The following is a 24,910-nucleotide window of genomic DNA, read 5'->3' as shown; positions in this document are numbered from 1 at the left end:
TACATTTGAAATATGTGTGGCTAATAACAAATACAGAAGAGAGGGAACGCACTTATGACAAAGATATGGCTTAGAGCGGAGAATGGTAGATTATCAAAGGTTTTGGAGTTTGCTTCAGGACAACGAGTAGAAATCCCGCTAAATCGAGATGGCTCTATTAAATGGTTTGAAGATAAGATGAAGGAGGAGCGGCAGCGTGAGACAAACAACAGCCAGTAAAATATTGGAAGCAATCAATCAGCATCTGGTCACAATAGACGGCGTACAGGTCAAAGATAAGGAAACATCTGTAAAACAGGAACTTCCTTCAGAGCAATTTATAACCGACTTGGAATTTTACCTGGAATCTGGAATTTTTGCCGATACATTGGATTTTGAATATAAGGCAGTAAGCACGGGTGTTTTACAGGTACAGGCTGGATATATGAGTTCCGCTTGTGATAAATGCATAGATGTCAAATTATGTTTGTGTAATGGAGTAGATATGCAACAGGTAGATAAATCACTTGTAAGAGATACGTTCACCTAAAAGGATGAGAAAAGAGCGAATGTATATATAGACAGAGATATTTGTTGCTGTGAGATAATGCAACCTACTGTTGATGAGGACAGTTACAGAAAAACCTTAAATTTGCCATGATCCTCTATGTTCAGTGATGCTACTGATTACTCATTAGACGGAACACCCCCTACCATTGAAGATGATGGTTACAATAGGACGGAAAGACAGGCACGCTGCTCATTATGGGTGGTGTGCCTGACCTATTAATACGGAAGTGGAGGAAGAAAAAAATTATGAATGAAACAATCACAAGTAAAAAGTTATGCGGATTAATCAAGGGAGGAATGTTTGATATAACGTCAGTAACACGCAGATATTTCAATCGTGTAGGAATAGCAGAGGCTATTAAGACAGAAAAATTTATGGAAGATTTAGATACAGTAACCAGTGCTGGAATATTCGATATCGTTGAATGGATATATTACATGTCAAGTGAGGGCATTGTTATACTGACTGCCGACTTACATGATAGATATGCCGGGGAATACATAGAAGTTCTGGGAAAAGTGGCAGGTGGTTTGACATCTAAGGAACTTAAGATGGAATTAGAAGCACGGCACATAAGAAGATCGGAGGAATGAATTGTTTTATGAGAACAACTAAGATAGATATGTATATAGTCAGATCACTTGCTATGACGAACTGGTTATGCAATAACGGATTTAAGATTTTAAAAGTTGAGGATTCGGAAAAGGATGATAAGTTAAAGGTTTTCTTATTTGAAGATTCGCCAGCTTTACACGACACTATGATGAAGTACAGAAAGAGAGTGTGAGTGTATGGCAAATGGCAAGCAGAAAAAAGAAAAGATAAATTTAACATGGGAAGATTTTGAGACATACCTTCCCGATTATGGCTTTGATGAAAAACAAATGGATTTTTTCAAGGATACATTTGAGATAATCACAACTAATCGAGATACAGACAAAGTTACTTGTTTTGCTAATAGATGCGGCATAGGAAAATCAACATTTATTCATACATTTATGCACTGCTGCATTGGAGATAGTTTTTATGGTGGACGGCATAGACCTCAAGGATTATTAGTTATAACGGATTCAATTAAGAGATTAGAGGAACTGTCCAGCACTAATAAAGACAGAATAGAAGCAGAAAAGTATTGGGGAGAAATTTTCAAGGAGTGGGGCATTGAATACCACTATAAGGAATTTGAAAAAAGTGTCATTGTACTGAGATCGGATGAACCATTTAAGGAGCAACTTATCAAGCAACATTATAAGCCAATAGTTCTACTTTCTACACAGCGTTATTTCATGTTGGGAGATAATATCAGAGAACAACTTTTCTCGTTTACTTATAATGGAGAAACATTAAAAAGAGATATTGTTATCTTTGATGAAAGCCCACAATTTTCAGAAACTGTCACAATCGACAGCGATAACTTGTCCAGAATCGAGGCGGCATTATACAAAGGGCTGTCCGATGAAGTTAAGGACAAGGAGTTTGTAATAAGAGAATATAAGGCATTTAAGGATAGACTGCTTGAACAGATGGACGAGAAGGAAAAACTACTGAAGGATTCTAATGTTACTATATATTGGAAAGATACGCGATATTCCAGTATAACACCAAATGATGATTTGCTTTTTTCGGTATTACAGGACAATATAGAGTCTTTGACAAAACAGTATAATTGCATATGGAAAGATATGCAGTGCTTAAAGGAGATTGCTAAGAATGGGGCAATATTTAATTCCGTAAAGAAAAAAATATGGAAACTATGAACGCTCATTTGTGCTGGTCGTAGATAATAGGAATCATTTCTTTTTAGGACAAGATAAGAAGTTTTTTGTATTTGATGCCACAGCAGATATTGATCCGAGATATGACCTTGATTATGTGGAGATTGTAACAGGAGAAAAATATAATAAACCTTTGAATATGTTAATAACAAATGTTCAGATTTCCACTAGCAAAAATGTCATGTGTAAAGGAAATAAAAGAGCAATCACAACCTCAAATACCATCATTAAATACTTGAAAAATAAATTAAAACATGGCATAGGAAAGCAACGTGAAATTTTAATAGTAGTATATAGTGATTTGCTAAGAAGATTTCAAAAAGAATTTGACAATGTAGGTTATTTTGGAAACCTTAAAGGATTCAATGATTTCAAGGATTTATACAGAATGGCACACATTGGAATGAACAGATTTCCTAACATGGCATATTTCTTTATATATTGCGGTTGTCATATGGAAACATACAGGCAGCTTATGGATATGTCAGAAGAAGAATCCCTGGATTTCTTTAGTGCATTAAGTAAAAATCATAACAAGGAATACGAAAGCATTATAACATCCGTCATGCTTAGATGTATGTTAGCTGATTTTGAACAGAATATATTCAGATTGGCAATCAGAAATTATAGCAATACGGAAAATGTTCATATCTGGACTTTCTACAATTCTAATGATTCGCTTTATAGTGAATTATCTTCTATGATCGAGAAAAGATATAAGCCCTATGGAACAATATTTGAATATGAAGATACTCCCGAAGAGTTACAGATTGAGAAGATTAAAGATAGAAAACCACCAGAAGGAAAGAAAATGACAAATGCACAAAAGATTTTAGAATGGTGTGATAAACAAGAATCTGGAAAAGTATTTAAGTTAAATGAATTATTACAAGATACAGGAATGACTAATGATTCATTAAAAAATACCAGAAAAGATAATCAAACAATAAAAAAGTTATTTGATGATATGAAAACTGATAAAAGAGGTTACTACATGATTGTATAAATTTTTAGGGTGGATTCTCTAATAGTGTGACACGTTCTACGCCGAAAACGGTGGGAATAACCGACAAAAGCGTAGCCTAAAGTCACAAATAATTTAATAAATGTGGTTTTAGAGAACTGCATAACTGAAATTTCAAATGAAGGGGTAACGCCCTGAAGGGAATTCACTAATACTCCGAATAGCGTTAGTCGGATACAGACGATTAAGGTTATAAGCTCGGGGAAGTCGTGCGAAGCACACCCTAACACTGCAAGGTGAGGAAAGGTTTGTAGAGGTACAAGCTGTGTGTGACAGTGCGGGTGGGGTTGCCATATGGTTAGAATGACCAGTAAGGCGGTCTGACAAAATTCCGAATGTACGGCTCTAAACGAATGGCTGGCAGAAATGCCAGTGTACCAGTAGGTACGCAAGTGGGGTAAAAGTAAAAGTTGTTAGTATGAAATACCCTCTGTGTTTACAGGACACAGGTATCTATAAAGATAATACTTGCAGGGCTAAAGGAATGACCTAAGTGACAACAATCCTAAGTTATGTGGAACGTGGAAAGCAACCAATACGGGAACTGACTGTATCAGTGACAAAGTACCGTAGTTGTGTCGAAAAGGAAAGGTATAAAGGAATCCTTTCTACAATAAGCACATTTATGGTTGTGAGAGTAGTGGCACAGTACCGATGAAACCGTGATAATAAGCGGTGGAGGGATAGCCACAAGCCGATACTAAGATTTCCTTTATGTCTATATAGTAATCACCAAATGGAGATTTTCATAGCTGTCGAGGTGAGACGAAGAAAAAATCATTCTCCAATAAGGAGTTGGTTACTATGGCAAAACGAATTGTAAATAAAGCAGAAAGAAATGCAGAAAGATATGACGCAAAAAGAAACTGGATATCAGTTATATGAAGGCAGTCTGAAAGGTAATAAATTTGACAGGCTTATGCCCCTGATAGTATCAGAGCAGAATATCATACTTGCATATCGGAATATCTGCAAAAATAACGGGAGCAAAACCCCTGGAACAGATGGGAAGACAATAACAGAAATTCAGTCACTCCCAATCGAAACGGTCATTAAAACCGTCAGAAATAAATTGAACTTTTATCAGCCTAAAAAGGTCCGGCGTGTAGAAATACCAAAAGACAATGGAAAAACCAGACCATTAGGAATCCCAAGTATATGGGATAGACTGATACAGCAATGTATTCTGCAAATACTGGAACCGATTTGTGAAGCAAAATTTCATGAACGAAATAATGGGTTCAGACCATACAGGTCAACGCAAAATGCGATTGCTCAATGCTATAAAATGGCACAGTTGCAAAATCTGCATTTTGTAGTAGATGTGGACATTGTTGGATTCTTTGACAATATTGACCATAATAAGCTGATTCGGCAGTTGTGGGGACTTGGAATACAGGACAGGAAACTGATTATGATAATCAAACAGATGCTAAAAGCAGAAATCCTGTTTAATGACATTGTAATTACCCCGGAAACAGGTACACCACAGGGGGGATTTTATCCCCACTTCTTGCAAATGTAGTATTGAATGAGCTGGACTGGTGGATTGCTAATCAATGGGAGATGTTTAAAGTCAAAGATGGAAAATCCGGACTGGAATTTTACAGGACTGATAAGGAGGGAAATATCCTCACAATAGACAGGTCACCAAAGTGGAAAAAGCTGAGGGAAAAGACAGAACTTAAAGAAATGTACATCGTAAGGTATGCAGACGATTTTAAGATATTCTGTCGGGACTATGTAACAGCTAAGAAAGCCATGTATGCAACAAAACTATGGCTTGCAGAACATTTACATCTGCAAACAAGTGATGAGAAATCTGGAATCACAAACTTGCGTAAGAACTATACAACTTTTCTTGGAATCAAATTTAAAGTTGTTCCAAAAGGTGATAAATGGATAATCCGTTCACATATAGCCGACAAAAGTAAAGATAAGGTTATCAATAAGCTGCGGACTGTCTGGAAAGATATCAAAAATCCAAGCAAGCAAAGCGAAATTGATAAAAACATAAGTCTTTACAATTCAATGGTTATGGGTATGCACAATTATTATTGTATGGCAACAATGGTATCAGCAGATTTTGCAGAAATCGCCTATAAAGTGAATGGGAAAAGTAACGGTATGAACCACAATAACCGATGTTTTCCGATAACAAAAACGGGTGAGATAACCAGTAAATTTATCCAACAAAAGTATGGAAAGTCAAAGCAGTTCCGATGGATAAAAGGAAGAATGATTATTCCAGTAGGGTATGTGGCGTATGAATATCCAAAATACAAAAGGCGGGAAGTCAATAAATATGTGAGGAAGTATTCAGACATCGAAAACTGTATCAGTTATGATGTTATGAAATATATGATGGGAAATGCACATCTTTATCCGACCTTGGAGATGGCAGATAATGCCCTTTCAAGGTATATAGCACAAAAAGGAAAATGTGCAGTAACACACAATGCCCTGTCAATAACAGACATGGTATGTATACACATAAAACCGTGCAAAGGTGAGCGAAATGACACATATAGGAATTTGATAATTTTATCCAAAGATGTGTCAAAATTGGTTGATGCAACAGAAAATAAAGTAATAAAGAAACTGTTGCAGAATTTAACATTGACCGTGGAAATGCAAGAAAAAAATAAACAAACTCCGAAAATACAGGGAGTTGGAAGAAATACAATTCGAGGACTATATAGGCACTAAAATGTAATCTTAGTCGGTGGAACGCCGTGTGATGGGAAACTATCACGCACGGTGTGGAGTGGGGGAAAAGCCCGAGGTGGTAACACCAGAGGCTTACCTATCACTATTATTATATTAGGAAAACCCACCCAAAATAGAATAAAAATCATACGAGATTCAATGATTTTGTGTAGTGACGTAAGGAACGGAACAAACATCATTTGTGGCTGCCACGCAGACACCCATTAAGGAGATAAGACATGGATAGAAGTTATAGATTAAAAATGGAAGAAAGATTAAAGTCCAATACTTTGACGAAAGAGTATCTATTAAATTGCATAGCAAAGCATGAGAAGAAAATCAATGACCTTGCTTATAAGGAAAAGCAGTACAGAGCCTCCAATTATAATAATCATAAGTTGGAACTGGATAAACTGAAAGAATACAGACAACCTTTTGTTGATGTTCTTATGAAAGAATACAGAATGTCATTGGATGATATTAAAATTGCATTGCAGAGTGTGAAGGATAAAAATATTCCTACTAATGCTGTGTGTGACCAGATAAGAGGAATTATTACTAATGGATGTTACTTTCTTGAATAAGTGGGTTTCTGTTCCAGAAACAAAAAGATTTGTTCCGCTATAGCTACACAAATCTTTCAACGAGAGAATATATATAATAGAAACTTAATTTGAGCGTACCTTGAATGGTTCAAAATATGAATTAAACATTATCATTCATACGATAAAGAGAGGGTATGTCGGCTGCCTGGCGGCATCCGACATGAACACTCACTATTTATCTGAATAATAAGTTTACAATTTTTCACTTGGAGGATTGGTGACCTGAAAGTTTTCGGGAGTTAATCAATTCAATATTTGGCAGTATTGGCAATGCCAACCCCATCAAACTTGATATCTTAAATGATTGGTATGGATTTGAAAAATGGGTAATGGCAGAAAGAAGGATTCCCATAATGGGAAAGCTACTAAATTTTTTCTTGATGAAATAACTTTACAGCTTGGAACATCGAAAACTAATTTAAAACGTGCTTTTCTGTAGAACGTAATCTTACAGAGCCGATGAAACATCTATTTCTTTTGATGCATCATTGTGGCTATATAAACGGCTAAAATGCACGAAAATGGGGTAAATTCGAATGATGCCAAATGAGCCAATAAAGTGTAAGGATGATTGATTTTAGTGGCTTCCTGCTGCATACGCGTATATTTTTTCCTAATGATATCGGTATATACATGAGCTGATATAGAGGGATTTGTATCTACTGGATGAGGGTGATATAATGAGGAAAAACAAAAGAGGACAGAGATTATGTTGGAGATTATGAAATATTTTGCGGGAAAAATAAATTTATCTATATCGTTGCTTATGGGTGTTGTATTTCCGGGGACATACGTTTTGGTATTCCGAAATTTTGAGTTGTTCGAAAGATTAGATGTACTGAAATTGATGATACTGGCGTTGGTGATTACGATTCCAAGCTATGTGATATGTTTGATCCTTGTATATTTCTTTTTGAGCATCTGGCAGATCATACGTAAATGTGTAAATTCAGAGGCTGCATTTGCGAATGCACTTCTTTTGGCTGGAATAGGAAATGTAGGTATCGTGTTAAATGTGTGGAAAGAGAATTTCACCATTACGGAATCTCATTTTACAACGTCATTGAAAATGTCCGTTATTTTTTCAATTATCGTGTCATTTGGAAGGTTATTGGGAGAAAAAAGAAAATAGTGTTTTGTGGGGAGCCAACCGTCAAATCTGATGGTTGGTATTTTTTTGACTAAAAATAAGTGGCGAGCGGAGAATAAGAATTATAGAAGATTGTTTTGAATTGGAGGAATTGGTATGAAGGAAACTATAGAAAAGATGAATGAAAGTGTGGGAAAATGTGCAATCAATATTCGAAGTGTACAGGCTTCTAATGTATATAGAATCAATCATGAATACAAACGGAAGCTAATTGAAGATAAGAAAGCAGTATACGAGGAAGAAAAACTTCTATATGGAAAAGCGGTGATCAGTGAAAGCCTTTTTGCGAGATATGCAAGACATCATGGCGTGACAGTGAATGGGAAAAATCAAAGCTTGGATTTTGTGATGATGCGATTTGACTATAGTGTAAAGGCTGACGATTCAAATGAGAAAAAATGTGAAGCCAGGGGTTTCTGCCGATAACCTGAGAAAACTATATTATGAGAACGGTGTGACCATTGTCTGGAGGCAATATGACAAGGATGGAAATGAGATTGAAGGAAAAAGGAATCCTGTAAAATATCGGATGTTGTACCGAAGCACTGGAAAGGCTAAGGAAGGATATTGTGTATTTTGCAGAGAGGAATTACACAAAAAATTACAGGAATATCTGACTATGGATTTATGGAATCGGATCCCAAATGAAGCGGGGGCGAAGATTGTTGAATTATCAGCGTATGCGCCGCTTATCACGGCAACCGCTATGCGATATATTCACATTCCACTAAACAACATTTTTGTGGTAAAGGATGAAGAAGTTTTTTGTGAGAAAGAGGCTTATATTGTACGTTATGAAGAAAATAAGGGATGCTATGTAGATCAGGATTGTAAAGCCGTGAAAGTGAAGAATGTTCTGTGGGATGGAATGGGCATCATTGATGAGAGTTTGTTTCCTGAAGATATGGATGGGTTCATTTATTGTAGAAGCCATTTCTTTAAATCTTGTTTGTTTAGAGGAAATATACAGGATTATTTCCGGGATCATTATAAGGAAAAGTATGAAGAAGCCTATGCAACGGATATGCTGGGGCGCAAGATGAAGGTTTCAGATATCAAGGTGATTGTTACGGATAATTCGCTGAAATGGTTAAAGTTCAAAGAAAACATGAGCGATTCGGGTTCAGAGAAAAATGCTTTCCGCTATTACAGGAAAGTTATGAAGGATGATGGGGAAATTTTTGAAATTGTGAAAACAGGGCATCCAAGCAAGTATGGAAATATGCAGAGATCTTCTTTTCAGATGAATAATACGTTATTGACAACAGATAGAGAGGTATTGGAAAGAATTGTTTTGCCAAGTATTCAATATTGCAATACCCTGAAAACGAACATAGAGAAATATTTAGAGTTCTTAGAGGCAACGAATACATCATATAGTATCAACCATGTGTTGATTGATTTATATAGAAGAAACCCGGAAGTGGAATACTGGAGTTATTTTAAGAAAAAGCGTGTAGAGAAGATCAGTGATTTTAAAAGAAACCGCTTGCAGCAGGGAAAATTGTTACAGGTAGGAGATAATCTGACGATTTGCGGCAATGTGATTTCGCTTCTGAAGAAAGTAACAGGGGAGGATTTCTTTGAGGAAGGATGTTTTTCAGCACAGGATGATGCCATCCAATGTTATACAGAACGATTCCCCGAAGGAGAAAGACTTGCGGGTTTTCGTTCACCGCATAATAGTCCTAATAATATTATTTGCCTGAAAAATGTGTACCCAGAAACATTGATAAGATATTTTCCAAAGTTGGGGAAGAATGTAATTGTAATTAATGGAATAGGAACAGATGTACAGGAACGTCTCAACTCCCAGGATTTGGATAGTGATACGATTTATACAACCAATCAGGCGGATATTGTGGCGTTGGCAAAGAAAGCATATTGCGAATTCCCAACAATCAAAAATGGGATCATTCCATCCCCAAACCTGTATGATAAGAGCATGGCTTCTTATGCTAAAATGGACAGTATAATTTCTAAAAATCAGATTGCAATAGGAACAGCCAGTAATGTGGCACAGCTGGCGCTGAGTTATTGGTTTGATGGAGACTGTAAGAATAAAGAATTGGAGGATGTATTTATTATTTGTGCGGTGCTGGCGCAGGTGGCTATTGATTCTGCAAAGAGGACGTTCGATGCGGATGTGTCTAAAGAACTTTACTGTATTATGAAAAAACATTATATGAATCCTAAAGAGAAATATCCCAGGTTTTATGCAGAAATTGAAAAGTACAAGAATAAAAAGAAAAAGGGGAAAAAGAAGGAAATCCCAGAAGATAGGATTGGCAAGCTTAATTGTCCGATGGACATTATTTATGGGCTGATAGAAGAAGGAGTGATTGACCTAAGAAAGGACAAGATCTTGAATACGCCTACGGAAACAAGAATTAATAAATTTGTGGACTTTAAAGGCAGTTCCAGGAATGTCAACCGTTCTCAGTGTGATAAAATCCTTGGTATCGTAAAGGAATATCATAAGAAAGTGAAAGATTTGGACAAAACTACAGAATCCTATAAAAATGAACAGATGGTTTTTTTTGATACTTGTCGGGATAAATTGAAGAACTTGAAGATAAAAGAAGATACGATGAAGAACCTGGTGAAATATGCATTTGAAGGTGAGAATGTGTATATCAGAGATCATCTATTGGTTATTTTATATGAAAAGGATAGAGATACATTTTTGAACTGTTTTCACAAAAAACATGACAAAAAGCATGTGAAAACATGTGAAAAATAAACAAAAATCAATATTTCCCTATGGAGAGGATGAACGGAGCGTAAGCTTAGTAGTCTTTTATGACAAAATCCTTTTTATTTCTATTGGCGAGTTATATCGGGATTTTGTTATATGCTGCTGGTACATGAATTCAAACGGCGTGTGCCAGCAGAACATCGAATCAAAACTATTTATACATGATGGGCAGGCCAACTCCCAATACGCCTGCCCCAAATCCTTAATTTTTTTTGTCCATAAAATTGGAGATATCCAGAGAGAGGGGGGATGACAGTGACGCAGGAAGAATTGAGAGATTTATATAAGACCCGATTGGAACGGGAGAAGCAAAGCTACATTTCCCAAAAGGTCAGTATTGATGCAAGTATTTTATCGAAATTCAAGTTGGGAAAAATTGATCTGTACCCACATTTATTTTCAAGATTAGAAGATTATCTTACCAATTCATAATTCTATCTTTTATCTATGGCATAAAGCCAGTCAGACCATTTCGGTTAATGAAATCATGAAAAATATCAAATTTTAGGAAGGAGATTTTCTTGAGTAATAACAATTTCTTTATACAATTAACAGCGATGCTGCATAAATCGAAAAGTGAGCAGCAGTTAAAATCAGATGCGGAAAATCTGGGAGACATACCAGTAAAGCTGGTGGGACACCTGGATACCGCGAAAACACAGCAGGCAATCCAGAAGCAGTTGAACGAAATGGGGAACCAGACCATTAACATAACCACTACGGTCAATAAAGGAGCTGCGCAGAATGCCGCAAAACAGGCCGTAAATAGTGCACAAGGTATTGCCAATAAAAATAAGGTGTCTCTTGATTTTGATGTGAATAAACAGAAGTTGGTAAACCAGATCAAAATTTTAGGCAGAGATAACGACAGACTTTTTGGCAGTCAGGAAATGGCAGAAAAATATAATCAGCTTCTGGATTCTGCCAATATTGCGAACAATGCAAAAGACCTGAAATCTTTGCGGGGGCAGTTGACAGCCTTTAAAACAGAATTGAATGCAACGAACAATGCGGGTAAGACCTGGGGAAGCAGTTTTAAGGATTCTATTCAGAATTTTACCAGGCTGTTCAGTGGGGCAAGCTTCCTGTATGCAGCAGTCAACCAGACGAAAGCTTCTGCCGCAGAGGCAAAAAAATCTGGACGACAGACTGGTAGACCTGCAGAAGGTGACGGATGAGATTGCAGATCGGGATGCTCTATATCAGTATTTTGACAAGGCAATAGATAAGGCCAAAGAGCTGAATGTAAAGGTAGATTCCTTATTATATGCCATCACAGAGTTTAAGAAGATGGGGTGGAGCCTGCAAGATGCGGAGCTTGGCGGCCAGTGGGCAACGATTCTGGAAAACGTTGGAGACGTGGACATTGATTCAGCCATTGGTTCTATCAAGTCTTCCATTGCTTCTTTTGAAAAAATCGGTGGCTATGGCAATGACCAGATGGATAAAAAGCTGGAAGCCTACACGGATTTGGTCAATGAGATGTCGAATAAGTACAGCATTGACGCGGAAGGATTGGCAGAAGCAATTCGAATATCAGCAGGAACCCTTACCCAGGCACATACTTCCATTGAGCAGGCGGCAACCATGTTTGCTACAGCCAACCGCTATTACAATGATCCTAATTATCTGGGCAATACTGCCAAGATCGGCTCTTTGAGATTACGGGCTTCCGAAGATGCCGACGCAAAGAACGAATTGCAGCAGTTGGGAGAGGATATTGACGATGTAGCCCAGTCTGCAAGTAAACTGCGGGAGAAACTGCTAAAATTAACCAACGTGGATATCATGGAAGCAGATGGGAAGACGTTCAAGAGCTTTTACGATCAGCTGTATGAGATTTCACAGGTGATGGATCGGCTTTCTGACGTAGATCGTGCCAACGTATTAGAAACGATTTTCGGAAAAGCCCGTGCTGCTGGTGGCGCTGCCTTATTATCCGGTATGAAGGAGAGTGCAGAAGCCTATGAAACGGCCATGAACAGTGCAGGAAGCGCGACAAAGGAATATGAAACATGGATGACCAGTGCGGATGCAGCCCAGCAGCGTTTTTCCAATTCTGTTACGGAGACCTACCAGAATATTGTGAACGGCAATACCGTACGTGATATGGCAAATTTGGGTGCATCTGTTCTTGATTTTGCTAATTCTTGGGGACTGGTGGAAGGTTCCTTAAAAGGTGTGCTGGCACTGGGCTTGGGAAAATTTCTTGTTACAGGAACGACTGCTTTTCTTGCGGCTACCAAGCAGGTGGAAAGCTATGGAAAAGCTTTACAGGCGGCAAATAATATTCCCAATGAAAATCTGAATCAAAGGTTCCAATTTCTGAAAAGTATTGCTCTGGAAACCGGCAATTTAACAAATGCGCAGCTGAAAAATGTGCTGGCAAGTCAGGCGTTATCCCAGCAAGACCGAATTCGTATTCTGGAAATGCAAGGTATGACAAGAGAGATGGCATTGCAGCGTTTAAATGAGCTGGGGCTGACACAGAGTACCAATGCGCAAACTGCTGCCAATGCGGCACAGACAGCATCTACTTTTTCTTTAAAGGCTGCAATGATCGGACTGGGAAATACGATTCGAAGCGTTTTCCTGTCAAATCCTGTTGGGATTGCGCTAATGGCAATCAGCATTGGTGTCAGTGCGGTAACATCCGCAGTTTCCAAGCATAATCAGAAAATAGAAGAAATGCGGCAGAATGCCAAAGAGGCAGCAGAGGAAGCCAGCACGCTGGGAAATGAAGTCTCAGAACTGGCGAACAAATATTTGCAGTTATCAGAGGCCGTAAAGACAGATTCCAGTGTAAAAGAAGACCTGATGTCCACACAATCTGAATTGTTGAAGAAGCTGGGGGCAGAGGGTGAAAGCGTTGACAGTCTGATAGAAAAGTATGGTTCTTTGTCAGAGGCCGTAAAACAGATGAGTTTGGACAGCTTAAAAGAAGCACAGATTGATTTGCTGGCAGGTGTGGATGCTTCAAAAGAAGAATTGAAGGATGCCGGAAAAGACAGTTTTGGCGGTGCCTGGAAGCAGTCTATCATTGCCATGGGCAAAGAGGCGGCAAAAGCATGGCAGGTACTAGATGATGCCGGTATCATCAGCAGTGGAACTCATACGGATCGCGGCGGGGAATGGTTCCTTTCTGGTGATTCCAGCGTGGAAGGTGTATTGCAAAATTACAAGGAAATCGAAGCAGCCTTAGAAGCATTGCGGGATTCCCATGCATTTACAGCAGAAGAATTATCCAACAATACTTTATATAAAGAACTGTATAGCAGATATAGCGATTTGAAAGAATCTGTGGACGGATACAATTCTTCCATTACAAATCTGAATCAAAACTTGGCGCAGCAGACAACTTTAACTGCTTTACAGGGCAATACGATTCCTAATACAGAAAAAGATTTTGATGCTTTTCGACAGGAGTTAATCAACACTGCGATTGCAAGCAAACAGTTTATCGGTGATGAACAGGCGATCACTGATGCGATCAATCAGTTTCTATCTACCCTTCCTGAGTTTGAAGGCTTCTACAGCACTCCGTTACAGAATGAATTGGATAAAACGGGAGAGGTGCTTTCTAAGTGGGATTATGCGACCACACTTTCCAATCTTGACAAAACAAAAGACGCTTTTGAGGCGCTGGATTCAGCCTATGCCAAACTATTCGACAATGATAAAATTACAGGCATTGATTTTGATGATCTCACAACCATTAATGAAAAATTCTCTGACGTATCAGGCATAGATACCTATATCAAACGGATTCAAGAAGCAGGTCAGAATACAGAACAGGTGAGGGGTATATTTGAAGACCTGATAGACGCTTATATACAGCAGACTGGTATTCTTGAAAATGTGACGGAAGATAATAAGGATCTGATTGCATCTTATCTGGAAGAGATGGGCGTGGCAAATGCGCTGGAACTGGTTGAAAATGCACTTGCATGGCAGACAGATGCATTGGCGGCAGAAAAGGAATTTGCAGCAGAAAAAGGAATCGAGCTGGTAAATGCGACCGCAGATGAAATCAATGCTTTTGTGGATGAAAAAGGATATTCTGAGCAGACAAGGCATGAATTACTGCTTCTTGCATTACAGAAAGAATATGTCAATCAGACTGCCCTTGACTTTTCTGGGGACTTAACAAGCCTGATGTCTTATATGACGGCACTGGGATCGGCGACAACTGCATTGCAGATGTTTAACAATGCGAAAAATGGAACGGGTTCTTATTCTGGTAAATATGTGAACACTGCCGCCATGTCACAGTTGAAATCTGCTGCATCATCTGAAGTTGAAAAAGCAATTAGTAACGCAAAATCTCAAATCAGTAAGTCGAAAGGTTCTTCTTATAATCCCAATAAATCCAGTTATAAAGGCGGCTCTTCTACAGGAAAGAATAAGTCCGGCAGTTCCGGTAACAAAGGTGTTTCTGGCTCTGGTTCTAAAGCCCAGGAAGACACCTATGAGAAAGAAATCGACTGGTACGAAAAACGTGTCAAGAAACTTGATGCACTCATCAATACCTTAAAGGCCGACATCGAAAATGTTCTTGGCTCTGTTGCAAAAAATCAGTTGGTAGAACGTCAGCTGACAATCACAGAAGAAAAGATTAAGAACACCTCTGATGCGCTTTCTATGTATGAACAAAAAGCGGCTGAAGCTTTATCTAAGGTTCCATCAGAATTTCGTGATAAGGTTATGAACGGCGCTGTTGCACTAACCGATTTTATTGGCAAAGGCAATGAAGATACCGTAGAGGCTATCGAGAACTATCAAACATGGGCAGATAAAGTAGCTGATGTAAAACAGAATCTTTCCGAGTTGAAAGAAACCATGCGAGAACTTGAACTAGAGAAGTTCAATAACATCATCGAAGAATTTACCAATAAGTTCGATATTCACGATCAAGCCATTAATAATATAGATAAGCAAATCTCTCTCTTTGAGGAAATGGGGCTACATATTGGCGAAGGATTCTATAATGCCCAAATCAGTGAAGCCACTAAACAGCTGGAACACCTACAACAGGAAAAAGAAGCTCTTGTAAAGCAGATGAATGAATCTGTAGATAGTGGACGTATTGATGCTGGTTCTGACCAGTGGCTTGAAATGGTAAAAGAGCTTAGTGATTTGGATGGTAATATTCTGGACTGTAAGACCGATATAGAGAAATTCAACAATTCCATCCAACAGGTACATTGGGATAATCTGGATGAACTGTCCGATAGATTAAGTGGTATTAAGAGTGAATTGGAAAATATTGCTTCTCTGTTGGAAGATGAAGATGTAATTGATGATAATGGGAATTGGACTGTTGAAGCCATCACTCGTCTTGGTCTGGCTGCACAACAATATGAAGAAGCCGAGTATCGTGTCAAGAAATATAGTGATGAGATTGACGGTTTGAATAAGGCTTATCTGGAAGGAAAGTATTCTGCTGATGAATATGCAGAAAAGCTTCAGGAATTAAAGAATGCCCAATGGGATGCAGTAAACGATTCCGAATCGGCTAAAGATGCAATCATTTCTATTAATGAGGAGCGGATTGACGCATTAGAAGAAATGAAGCAAAAAGAAATTGATGCGATGCAGGAGGTCATAGATAAGCGGAAGGAAGAACTTGATGCCGAGAAAGACCTTGCCGATTATCGGGAACAGTTGGCCGAAAAGACCAAATCGGTTACTGACCTTGACCGTCAGATTGCCGCCATGTCGGGTGATACTACTGCCTCTACTGTAGCAAAGCGTAAGAAATTGGAAGCACAACGGGCAGAGGCACAGAAGAATCTTGATGATTTCAACCGTGACCATGCGATTGATGCTCAGAAAGAAGCTTTGGACAAACAGTTGGAAGATTTTACCAACGAAAAGAATGCGGAGATTGAAGCTTTAAAGGCTACCCTAGATGATAAGAATGCATTGTATCAGCAGTCTTTCGAGCTTGTAAAGGCGAACGCTTCTACTATTGCTGATGAACTAGACAAGCTGTCTGCCGCTCATGGTGTTACGATTTCTAAGAATATCACTGATCCATGGAAAGCAGGACAAAACGCCATTGCTGGTTATGGAGTAACTTTAACCACACAAACAAGTGTGTTTACTGGATGCCTAGATATTATTAATACTGAAATTCAAAAAGATCAATCTTCTGCGGATGAATTGTCTAAAAAGATTGGTGAAGCTTTTGCACAAAAAATCGGATAATTTGTGTACGGAATTAGATAACGCTTACAATAGTGCGGAGAATCTGAATAATCTGGCTGCTTCTTTACATAAGAATTTTGTAGATGCGTTAGAAAGTGGATATAATGTTGATAGCATTGTAAGTAGGTTGAACGAGGTTAAAGATGCTGCCAACAATGCTGCTGACGCTATGCGTAATGTTGGCGGAGATTATGCGCCAAGTAGCGGAAGTTCAACAAAAACGCTGAAAGGATATCATATTGTAATAAAGTATGCTGGTGGCGGTGAAACAGAAATTAAAGGAAGACTGTTTAAAACTATTCAGGAAGCAGAGGATTATTACTTGATGAATGGTTCCAATTATGGACAGTATCTGAATGGAAAGAAAAAGACAGGACATAGTGTAAAGGCTGTATATGCCAAAGGTGTTAAGCGTACTAAGCGTGACGAACTTGCTATCACCCAAGATCCAAATGGCACATCTAACACCAGAGAAATGATTGTCTCTCCTTCTACTGGTCAGGTACTGATTCCTCTGACACAACAGGGGATGCTTACCAGTCTTAGAAAGGGTGATTCTGTTCTGCCAAATAAATTCACAGAGAATGTATGGGATATGGGCGAGAATCCTTCGAAGTTTATTGCAGAACAGCTAAAGAATAATCCGCTCGCAAACAAGTTAAATCTTGGTCTGGAATTGCCGAAAGTTACACCGTTGAATAATCTTGCCGGACTTGGCAATATCTCAATGGATAATCGTGTGATTGTACAAGGGGATATCAGTGAAGCCAATGTGAAGCGGATGCAGAACATTGCACAGCAGAGCTTTAACGCCAATTTTGAGAAATTGAACCGTAATTTGAGAAAAGTGGGGTTGAGGTAAACGTGAAGAACTTGCGGGAGAGGCTTGATTTTAAGGCTTCTCCCGATTTTGTATGCTTAGAAAACAGTACAAATGCCTACGGGCGGGTGATGTGTAGAAATTGGATACCGTAAAAACGGGAAATCAGGCACATTCACAACGTAGAAGAATAGGCCGATGTGTTGAAATTTTATGGGGTAAAACGTTATCGTAGGTGTTATCGTGAACTGAAGGATAATGGTTTGATAATCAAAATAAAATAATAAAGACCAATAACAACAGAAAATACAGAGGGTGATTTTATAGATACAGCAAAACAACAAGGGGAACAGGAATATCATTCCATTCCTGTATGGGAAAAATATACGTTGTCTGTGCAGGAAGCAGCAGCGTATTTTGGATTCAGTGATAAGAAGATCAGAAAAATTGTGGATGAACACGAAAATGAGAATTTTGTATTGTGGAACGGAACACGCCCACGGATAAAAAGGCAATTATTTGAAAAATTTGTAGATGAAAAATTGACAGCCATTTAGTGTTGACAAAAATGGTTTTCATAGATTTTGAGCTTCGGCTATGGTATAGTAAATCTATCCAAGTTGAGGCTCTTTTGCATGAAAGGAGAAATGCCCGTTGTCAGAAGTTAGAAAAGACAGCAAAGGACGTAGATTAGCAATCGGAGAGAGCCAAGACAAAGACGGAAGATACCGGTATGTATACAAAGATGCGTTTGGAAAGCGAGCATCTGTATACAGTTGGAGGCTGACGAAATCAGACCCGCATCCCCAAGGCAAGCGCAAGGATATTTCACTGCGAGAGAAGGAAATGGAGATTGGAGGCGCTTTACGTGATGGGATTGCCGCCAACGGTGGAGATTTAACGGTATTGGAATTGGTACAAAAGTATGTAAAACAGAAAAGAGGCGTAAAGCATAATACACAGGCGAACTATCAATTCGTCATCAATGTAATTAAGAAGGAAAGCTTTGGAGCAAAGCGGATTGACAGTATTAAGTTATCAGATGCAAAAGCATGGCTGATTAAATTACAAGATGATGGTAGAGGATATAGCAGTATTCATTCTATCAGAGGTGTTGTAAGACCAGCTTTTCAAATGGCAGTAGATGATGATTTAATAAGGAAAAATCCGTTTGCATTTCAACTTGCGACAGTGGTTGTCAATGACAGTGTGACGCGTGAAGCGCTTACACGAAAGCAGGAAAAAGCATTTTTGGAATTTGTAAAAAATGATAAACACTTTTCCATATACTATGATGGTATCTATATTTTATTTCATACAGGGCTTCGCATTTCAGAATTCGTAGGGCTTACCCTTTCTGATATCGAGTTTGACGAACAGCGGATCAAAGTGGATCATCAGCTTCAGAGAACCAGAAATATGAAATATGAGATTGTGACACCAAAGACAGACAGTGGTGTTCGCTATATTCCCATGAATGAGGATGTGGAGGATTGCTTTCGAAGAATCATAGAGAACAGGAAGCGCTTGAAAATTGAGCCTATGGTAGATGGCTACAGTGGGTTTCTGTTTTTAGATAAGAACAATATGCCTATGGTGGCACTGCATTGGGAGAAATATTTCCAGCACATTGTAGAGAAATATAATGCGACTTATAAGATGCAGATGCCGAAAGTCACACCCCACGTTTGTCGGCATACGTTTTGCAGCAATATGGCGAAATCGGGAATGAATCCCAAGACATTGCAATACATTATGGGACATTCAGATATAGGAGTTACCCTTAATACATATACGCATTTGCAGTTTGAGGACGCCCTGAAAGAGATGAAAAAAGTCGTGTGCTAAAAATTTTGAATTTAGGACAAATTTAGCACAAACGAAGGAAAAAATTATGCAAAGTTATTCCCAAATAAGCCTGAAAAAGTGTACAAAAGCACTGCCATAGCAATGTTGAAAAATTGTTGTAAGTGCCGAAAATACGGCAAAAATAAGCATTTTAAGGAGTTTTAAGGGTATGATAAAAATACTGTTCATCTGCCACGGCAGGATTTACCGGGCATGATGAAAAGTCTCATATCGTCTCATAAGCCCCGTTTTTAAGCGTTTTTTGTGCTTCAGTCTCAAATTTACCAAAGATTTACCAATATTTCTGGAGAGCCAGACTTGCAAAAAAATGAGCCAGAATGAGGAGATTAAAACATGAGCGAATTGAAACCAAGAATAACGGAAAACGGAATTGATTATATCCTTGTTGGAGATTACTACATCCCAGACTTGAAGCTGCCGGAAGAACGCCGCCCCATCGGAAAGTATGGACGGATGCACCGGGAATATTTAAGAGAAGTCCACCCAGCCAGATTGAACACATTGATACTGACCGGAGAATTGTGGACATATCTTGCAGACCTGAACGAACAGGCACAGGAACGGTTAGACACTATCATGGAGCAGATGAAAATTGCCGAGGGCGTAACCGAGGAATTAAAGTGTACCCGTCAAATGGAATGGGTGCGGCGGTGCAATAATATCCACAATCGGGCAGAAGAAATTGTTTTGCATGAGATAATTTATTCATAATAGTATGGTGTCAGGATTATGACAAATCAGAGGTTAAAAGGTGCGTTATGTTAAAAAGCATAGGGTTATATTTTAGAAAAATAGATTTTCTGAATTTTGCAATTGGAGCTATAATGCCAATCATTGTATTGTTTATAGTTTATTCATCAGTCAAATCAAATATAATTCTTCAAGATACTGATTTTTTATCACTGTTGATGAATCATAAAGGGAAATTCATATTTTACTTTTTCGTGTCCTTTATTGAAGAAGTTATTTTTAGAGGAATTATTTTTGGGCTGTTGCTGCAAAAATGTAAAAATAAGTATTTGAGTTGCGTAATAGCTGCACTTATTTTTACACTACCACATATTTTTAATACCGATAATATTTCTGTTCTGGTAATGTTTATTTTTCCTTTTCTATATGGAATATTTGCCAATGAAATGTTTTACACTACAAAGAGTATTTGGATGCCCACAGGATTTCATTGGTTATGGAATTATACAATAACAAGTTTGTTTCTTGTTACAGGAACACAAAGTTTCATATATGTACATATCATAGCAGCAATGATTATAATGATACCGTTGTTTTACATTGTTATTGGGAAAACACGCCTAAGTGGCGATTGATAGCTTACAGTTTATCGCTTTATACAACTCCCTTTTCGGAATTGTGTACCCACTGAAAACGAGCCTATAAACATGCATTCACAATGCATAAAAACACGTTCTGGCTATTTCCCACACATTGAAATATACACTTAGATAACGTATAATACGAAATATATTTTGGGGAGGATTATGACCATGAAAAAGAAATTATGCAGTATGGTTTGTCTTTGCTACTTTGTTTCAATTATGTTATGTGCATGTGGAAGAAAAGAACAGGGGAATCCTATTAGATTGCCAGCCAGAGAGGATATTGTATCGATTGGTGTCTCTGACGGTGACAAATATGCTATATCACCTAACACAGAAGGTGAAGCTACGGAGTTTATTGATGAATTTTTATCTATGCTAATGGATATGGAAACAACCAGTCAGCAATCAATCAATGATGCACCGGTCAACAAAGATTCTATTACGATCAATATAAATTGTGATGGGGCGGCAGGAACTACTCTTTTTTACTATGTAGATAAAGGAATCGAATATGTAGAACAGCCATATCAAGGAATTTATAAACCAACGCCTGCTTTAGGTAATTGTATAACTGAAATGCTTGCTTCGGCAGATAATAGACCGCTAATGGTAACATTTCAGGCATCGGTAATTGAAACGAATCATGATTCAATAATAGTAAAACCGGTAGATGGTTCTTTGGAACTTGATTCAGCAGATAAGTTTTATATATCAAACGAAGAGAACCTTGAATTGCAAATTGGAGATTTCGTAGAAATTAGCTATAACGGAGAAATAATGGAATCATATCCTGCACAATTAGGAGAGGTTTATAAAATTACCGTGATAGAACAGACAGAAGCAAATGCCATGTGGGATAGAATACCTATGGTAAGAATAGATGGTAAATTATACTACGATACAGGGAGAGAAAGCATCATGGATGCACGTTGTGGCACTATGGATGGAGAAATAACATCAACTGTCGATGGAACTGAAATACCAACAGAAGATAATCAGTCTAATTTTGGAAGTGGATTTGGTTATCAGTATGGAGCAGACGATACAATAGAAATTTATATGAATGAAAAGTGGTTCGTCTTTGAATACAGAGAAGAATCTGAATGAGAGAATAAACGATAGATAAGTTAAATTAAATTCAAAAGGCTGTCTCAATAAAGGGATAGCCTTTTTCAATTCTCAGCCTAAATTTTCTCAATATTCAGTAGGCAAAATCCAAGATACAGTTGCTCAAATTGCTCGAAAAATTAAAAAATGTATGAATATACACTAAAATTTGGGAAATGAACAGCGGGAACACTTTTCCGAAAAGGGAGTTATACAATATCAACTGAATAACCACAGCACAAACCGCTGCTACATGGAAGCTAACAAACCATGCAACAGCGGTTTTTCTTTATCGTTTTTTCCTCTGGCTGATAGGCGTTCCCATTTTCTTTGACTTTTTGAGAATCCGAATCAGCCAGCGAAATTCTTCGTCTGACAGATTTTTATAGTTGATGCCGAGCTGTTTGCAGTAAAGTACAACGAGCTTTTCATCCCGGCTGCCCTTGAAATTTTCGACCGCTTCCAGATTTTCTTTCAGTTCATCGGCAACGGTGGTCTGGGGCGCACTTTCACTGTCCTTTTTGTGAGCTTCCCGAATATCCCGGATAATGAGATTGAGGTCATCCCGTACCATGTGACTGAAATATTCATCATCACTGATATGGGCAGCTTGCAGCACCTTCAAATGCGGGTCATCTTCGCCGGGGCGATACCGTTCAATGATTTCATGCCGGACGGTATCGACAAGGGCGTTGAGATTCTGAATCTGCATGGTGGCAATCCCATCCACATAAATCTCAATATCCGCAAGAAACTTGATAAAGTCCTTATGGGTGGCAAGTTCGCAGAGCAGACGGTTGTTAATCCTTCCGCTTTTCAGAAGTGCCACCATTTCATCACTCAAATGCAGTTCCCTTAATGGCGTGTTGATCTCAACCATGTTCTCTGTCCGGCAAAAGAGATAATCGAGGGACACCCCATAAAAATCTGCCAGCAGGATAAGGTTGCCATGATTGATTTCCTTATAGTCATCTTTTTCATAACTTCCAAGAGCTGATTTTGAAATACCTGTTTGCTCTGCCAGTTCTTCCAGTTTTAATCTTTTGTTTAATCGTAAATCTTTTAGCCGTTCCTGTATTGTAGTAGCTCCGTTCATTGAAGCAGTTCCCCCTTCTGACAACATTTATAACCGTTGAATTGATTATACCATATCAATTCCGCAATCGTGGAAATTTCTGATTTTTACCCCTAATTCCTACTTTGTGGACATACGGCATAGGGCACAAAAATGTTCTATGATACAGGTAGTTCATCGATGGATTATTCCAATCGAATGACCAGCCTGTGTGGGATATGCTTCCCCGGCGATGTAGTGCCATGACTTTTGGCAGGGATGTGGAGGAACCCTGACCGAAACGAGCATACCAAAGGGAGCGATACGCCGCTGTGAGATTCAGGGGAGGAACGACACCGGGGAGAACTGGCGAACTGACACCGAAATGATACCGAAACACGACAATCTGATAGGGGGACAGTCTACCCTATCGCTGATACTTCGGGAGATTTTAAGCGGCTCTATGGCTGTAATTTTACCGAAAATCGCCCCGAAACCATACACTAAAACGGGAGGAAGCGCAATATGCCGAGAATGAGCAAAAAGAGGAAGCATGAGCTTTCTTTTTACCTCAATGACCGGGGGCGTGTCACTTACAACGAATTATGCCGGAAATGCCAGCATGGGTGCAGGCAGAGCTTCCGGGCGGTTGTGATTGACTGCCCCCGTTATTTATCCAAACGAGCAAAGAAAAAGGAGGAACACACCGAATGAATTTTGAATTTATGACGATAGACACACCATTGCCGCCCTGTATGCCCTTTCCCAGAGCGTTGACAGGATTTCCAGTCAGCAGCACCGCAAAGGTCATGTACTGCCGGATGCTGGACGCTATGCTGTCCAAAGGGCAGGAGGACGAAAATGGAATCCTGTTTGTCTGCTTCCCTGTCACAGCCATTGCTACAGTCCTGTCCCGCAGCCCCATGACGGTCAAGCGTTCTTTGAATGAACTGGAAACCGCCGGGCTTATCATGCGGGTGCGTCAGGGCATTGGAGAACCAAACAGGATTTATGTGCTGATACCGGGAAAGGAGAACGCTGCCCTTGCCTGATACCTCAAAGCTGGAAAAGCTCAACCGGGAGTTGGAAAAAAGCGAAAAGAAACTGCGGAAAGCCATCAATGATGAAAAGGCGTTGCAGCACCAGTTGAAGCAGCTTACCCGAAAGGAACGGACGCACCGGCTCTGTATCCGTGGCGGTATGCTGGAAAGTTTTCTGCAAGAGCCGGAACGCCTGACAGATGATGATGTCAAGGTGTTGCTCAAAATCATTTTTCACAGGCAGGACACGCAGGAATTATTGAAAAAACTGCTGGAACGGAAGAAGCCAGAAACCCCTTAGTTTACTAAGGGCGCAATTATACACCACCCAGAGGTTGGTGCATTGCGTTCTCCGAAGGCTCCTCGCCGGAGGGCTGTGATTTTCCGCAGTCATGGTCTGCTCCAAATCATACAGGGGACGCTACGCTTCCCCTGCGCTGGCTACCACCAGCTACCCTTTTGTGGACTTGCCATCTGGGGACACCTTGCGTTGCAAGCTGTTCCCAGCCGACAAGTTTGAAGTTATAAGTGGATTTTTGCGAAGCTGTATGATACTATTATTTTATAACGCTTTGAAAATTCGTGGATTACTTAACAAATTAGAAGGAGGTATTTTATATGTTTAAAAAAGCTTTTTGGGTTCCTTATGAGGATAGTGCCAATTACCCAACTCTTGCAAAAACTATGGAAGCAATTTCAAAGTATTGTGAAGAAAATGGTAAGTCTTATACATTTATTAACGATGACGAAGTGGAGATAAATGGAAAAAGATATGAAATATATAGGGGCTACGAAAATGGTAGTAGGGGAAATTACGGCATAAAATGTAAAGAAAAATAAATCCAGTTTGTTATTCTACACACATCGGGTCAACTTGTCCCGAACTTTCACAACTAAATACC

24 protein-coding genes are annotated in these 24,910 nt (G+C 39.0%); 23 read left to right on the top strand and 1 reads right to left on the bottom strand.

Annotated features, from left to right (window positions below):
- The first annotated feature begins 54 nt into the window (after positions 1 to 54).
- The 19 genes from RJD28_11455 to RJD28_11365 all read left to right on the top strand — a co-directional run bounded on the left by RJD28_11455 (position 55) and on the right by RJD28_11365 (position 21,914).
- Entirely contained in the window at positions 55 to 219 is a 165-nt protein-coding gene (locus RJD28_11455; GenBank protein WNV56922.1) for a hypothetical protein, read from the top strand.
- On the top strand, positions 197 to 529 hold the full coding sequence (locus RJD28_11450) for a hypothetical protein (protein WNV56921.1): 333 nt from the start codon (positions 197 to 199) through the stop codon (positions 527 to 529). The genes RJD28_11455 and RJD28_11450 overlap by 23 nt, the downstream gene beginning before the upstream one ends.
- A 266-nt stretch (positions 530 to 795) precedes the next feature.
- Positions 796 to 1,143, top strand: a complete 348-nt coding sequence (locus RJD28_11445) for a hypothetical protein (GenBank protein ID WNV56920.1) — start codon at positions 796 to 798, stop codon at positions 1,141 to 1,143.
- A gap of 198 nt (positions 1,144 to 1,341) precedes the next feature.
- Complete coding sequence (locus RJD28_11440) at positions 1,342 to 2,307, top strand: hypothetical protein (GenBank protein WNV56919.1); 966 nt, start codon at positions 1,342 to 1,344, stop codon at positions 2,305 to 2,307.
- A 10-nt stretch (positions 2,308 to 2,317) separates the two neighbouring features.
- Positions 2,318 to 3,331: a hypothetical protein gene (locus RJD28_11435; protein ID WNV56918.1), complete on the top strand. Its 1,014-nt coding sequence runs from the start codon at positions 2,318 to 2,320 to the stop codon at positions 3,329 to 3,331.
- Between the two features lie 856 nt (positions 3,332 to 4,187).
- Complete coding sequence (locus RJD28_11430; protein WNV56917.1) at positions 4,188 to 4,874, top strand: reverse transcriptase domain-containing protein; 687 nt, start codon at positions 4,188 to 4,190, stop codon at positions 4,872 to 4,874.
- A gap of 2 nt (positions 4,875 to 4,876) precedes the next feature.
- Positions 4,877 to 6,058 (top strand): hypothetical protein, encoded by a 1,182-nt coding sequence (locus RJD28_11425; GenBank protein WNV56916.1) that lies wholly within the window; start codon positions 4,877 to 4,879, stop codon positions 6,056 to 6,058.
- Positions 6,059 to 6,297: 239 nt separating this feature from the next.
- Positions 6,298 to 6,642 (top strand): hypothetical protein, encoded by a 345-nt coding sequence (locus RJD28_11420; protein ID WNV56915.1) that lies wholly within the window; start codon positions 6,298 to 6,300, stop codon positions 6,640 to 6,642.
- A gap of 730 nt (positions 6,643 to 7,372) precedes the next feature.
- Positions 7,373 to 7,795, top strand: coding sequence for a hypothetical protein (locus RJD28_11415; protein ID WNV56914.1), 423 nt, complete (start codon positions 7,373 to 7,375; stop codon positions 7,793 to 7,795).
- A gap of 114 nt (positions 7,796 to 7,909) precedes the next feature.
- Positions 7,910 to 8,239 (top strand): hypothetical protein, encoded by a 330-nt coding sequence (locus tag RJD28_11410; protein WNV56913.1) that lies wholly within the window; start codon positions 7,910 to 7,912, stop codon positions 8,237 to 8,239.
- Positions 8,202 to 10,556, top strand: a complete 2,355-nt coding sequence (locus tag RJD28_11405) for a hypothetical protein (GenBank protein WNV56912.1) — start codon at positions 8,202 to 8,204, stop codon at positions 10,554 to 10,556. Before RJD28_11410 ends, RJD28_11405 begins: the two co-directional genes overlap by 38 nt.
- A 536-nt stretch (positions 10,557 to 11,092) precedes the next feature.
- Complete coding sequence (locus RJD28_11400; GenBank protein ID WNV56911.1) at positions 11,093 to 11,749, top strand: hypothetical protein; 657 nt, start codon at positions 11,093 to 11,095, stop codon at positions 11,747 to 11,749.
- Positions 11,739 to 16,781 carry a phage tail tape measure protein gene (locus RJD28_11395; protein ID WNV56910.1) on the top strand — a complete coding sequence of 1,681 codons (5,043 nt, stop codon included), beginning with the start codon at positions 11,739 to 11,741 and terminating at the stop codon, positions 16,779 to 16,781. The genes RJD28_11400 and RJD28_11395 overlap by 11 nt, the downstream gene beginning before the upstream one ends.
- The gene (locus tag RJD28_11390) at positions 16,732 to 17,643 is read left to right on the top strand and encodes a hypothetical protein (protein ID WNV56909.1); all 912 of its coding nucleotides are present in this window, start codon (positions 16,732 to 16,734) and stop codon (positions 17,641 to 17,643) included. The genes RJD28_11395 and RJD28_11390 overlap by 50 nt, the downstream gene beginning before the upstream one ends.
- Before the next feature lie 353 nt (positions 17,644 to 17,996).
- Positions 17,997 to 18,158 carry an excisionase gene (locus tag RJD28_11385; protein ID WNV59612.1) on the top strand — a complete coding sequence of 54 codons (162 nt, stop codon included), beginning with the start codon at positions 17,997 to 17,999 and terminating at the stop codon, positions 18,156 to 18,158.
- A gap of 97 nt (positions 18,159 to 18,255) precedes the next feature.
- Positions 18,256 to 19,449: a site-specific integrase gene (locus tag RJD28_11380; GenBank protein WNV56908.1), complete on the top strand. Its 1,194-nt coding sequence runs from the start codon at positions 18,256 to 18,258 to the stop codon at positions 19,447 to 19,449.
- A 354-nt stretch (positions 19,450 to 19,803) separates the two neighbouring features.
- Positions 19,804 to 20,181 carry a TnpV protein gene (locus RJD28_11375; GenBank protein ID WNV56907.1) on the top strand — a complete coding sequence of 126 codons (378 nt, stop codon included), beginning with the start codon at positions 19,804 to 19,806 and terminating at the stop codon, positions 20,179 to 20,181.
- Positions 20,182 to 20,228: 47 nt separating this feature from the next.
- Entirely contained in the window at positions 20,229 to 20,795 is a 567-nt protein-coding gene (locus RJD28_11370) for a CPBP family intramembrane glutamic endopeptidase (GenBank protein WNV56906.1), read from the top strand.
- A gap of 177 nt (positions 20,796 to 20,972) precedes the next feature.
- Positions 20,973 to 21,914, top strand: a complete 942-nt coding sequence (locus RJD28_11365; protein ID WNV56905.1) for a DUF5301 domain-containing protein — start codon at positions 20,973 to 20,975, stop codon at positions 21,912 to 21,914.
- 289 nt (positions 21,915 to 22,203) lie between these two features.
- On the opposite strand, the gene RJD28_11360 is transcribed toward RJD28_11365, so the two are convergent.
- Positions 22,204 to 23,010, bottom strand: a complete 807-nt coding sequence (locus tag RJD28_11360) for a helix-turn-helix domain-containing protein (GenBank protein WNV56904.1) — start codon at positions 23,008 to 23,010, stop codon at positions 22,204 to 22,206.
- Between the two features lie 483 nt (positions 23,011 to 23,493).
- Here RJD28_11360 and RJD28_11355 point away from each other — a divergent pair, with 483 nt between their 5' ends.
- The 4 genes from RJD28_11355 to RJD28_11340 all read left to right on the top strand — a co-directional run bounded on the left by RJD28_11355 (position 23,494) and on the right by RJD28_11340 (position 24,848).
- A complete protein-coding gene (locus tag RJD28_11355) occupies positions 23,494 to 23,682 on the top strand; it encodes a hypothetical protein (GenBank protein WNV56903.1) in 189 nt (62 codons plus the stop codon).
- Positions 23,679 to 24,020, top strand: coding sequence for a DeoR family transcriptional regulator (locus RJD28_11350; GenBank protein ID WNV56902.1), 342 nt, complete (start codon positions 23,679 to 23,681; stop codon positions 24,018 to 24,020). Before RJD28_11355 ends, RJD28_11350 begins: the two co-directional genes overlap by 4 nt.
- Entirely contained in the window at positions 24,013 to 24,309 is a 297-nt protein-coding gene (locus RJD28_11345; GenBank protein ID WNV56901.1) for a DUF3847 domain-containing protein, read from the top strand. Before RJD28_11350 ends, RJD28_11345 begins: the two co-directional genes overlap by 8 nt.
- A gap of 317 nt (positions 24,310 to 24,626) precedes the next feature.
- Positions 24,627 to 24,848, top strand: a complete 222-nt coding sequence (locus RJD28_11340; GenBank protein WNV56900.1) for a DUF4318 domain-containing protein — start codon at positions 24,627 to 24,629, stop codon at positions 24,846 to 24,848.
- Positions 24,849 to 24,910: the final 62 nt, after the last annotated feature.

Source organism: Oscillospiraceae bacterium NTUH-002-81 (assembly GCA_032620915.1).
Classification (GTDB): Bacteria; Bacillota; Clostridia; order Lachnospirales; family Lachnospiraceae; genus JAGTTR01.
Note: the sequence above shows the minus strand (reverse complement) of the source record. Positions and strands in the feature narration are given on the sequence as shown.

Excerpts from the sequence above, each read along its gene's own strand:
- RJD28_11455 (WNV56922.1), top strand. The coding sequence starts at position 55 with ATGACAAAGATATGGCTTAGAGCGGAGAATGGTAGATTATCAAAGGTT.
- RJD28_11445 (WNV56920.1), top strand. The coding sequence starts at position 796 with ATGAATGAAACAATCACAAGTAAAAAGTTATGCGGATTAATCAAGGGA.
- RJD28_11440 (WNV56919.1), top strand. The coding sequence starts at position 1,342 with ATGGCAAATGGCAAGCAGAAAAAAGAAAAGATAAATTTAACATGGGAA.
- RJD28_11430 (WNV56917.1), top strand. The coding sequence starts at position 4,188 with ATGCAGAAAGATATGACGCAAAAAGAAACTGGATATCAGTTATATGAA.
- RJD28_11420 (WNV56915.1), top strand. The coding sequence starts at position 6,298 with ATGGATAGAAGTTATAGATTAAAAATGGAAGAAAGATTAAAGTCCAAT.
- RJD28_11415 (WNV56914.1), top strand. The coding sequence starts at position 7,373 with ATGTTGGAGATTATGAAATATTTTGCGGGAAAAATAAATTTATCTATA.
- RJD28_11410 (WNV56913.1), top strand. The coding sequence starts at position 7,910 with ATGAAGGAAACTATAGAAAAGATGAATGAAAGTGTGGGAAAATGTGCA.
- RJD28_11405 (WNV56912.1), top strand. The coding sequence starts at position 8,202 with ATGAGAAAAAATGTGAAGCCAGGGGTTTCTGCCGATAACCTGAGAAAA.
- RJD28_11390 (WNV56909.1), top strand. The coding sequence starts at position 16,732 with ATGAATTGTCTAAAAAGATTGGTGAAGCTTTTGCACAAAAAATCGGAT.
- RJD28_11375 (WNV56907.1), top strand. The coding sequence starts at position 19,804 with ATGAGCGAATTGAAACCAAGAATAACGGAAAACGGAATTGATTATATC.
- RJD28_11370 (WNV56906.1), top strand. The coding sequence starts at position 20,229 with ATGTTAAAAAGCATAGGGTTATATTTTAGAAAAATAGATTTTCTGAAT.
- RJD28_11365 (WNV56905.1), top strand. The coding sequence starts at position 20,973 with ATGAAAAAGAAATTATGCAGTATGGTTTGTCTTTGCTACTTTGTTTCA.
- RJD28_11360 (WNV56904.1), bottom strand. The coding sequence starts at position 23,010 with ATGAACGGAGCTACTACAATACAGGAACGGCTAAAAGATTTACGATTA.
- RJD28_11355 (WNV56903.1), top strand. The coding sequence starts at position 23,494 with ATGCCGAGAATGAGCAAAAAGAGGAAGCATGAGCTTTCTTTTTACCTC.
- RJD28_11350 (WNV56902.1), top strand. The coding sequence starts at position 23,679 with ATGAATTTTGAATTTATGACGATAGACACACCATTGCCGCCCTGTATG.
- RJD28_11340 (WNV56900.1), top strand. The coding sequence starts at position 24,627 with ATGTTTAAAAAAGCTTTTTGGGTTCCTTATGAGGATAGTGCCAATTAC.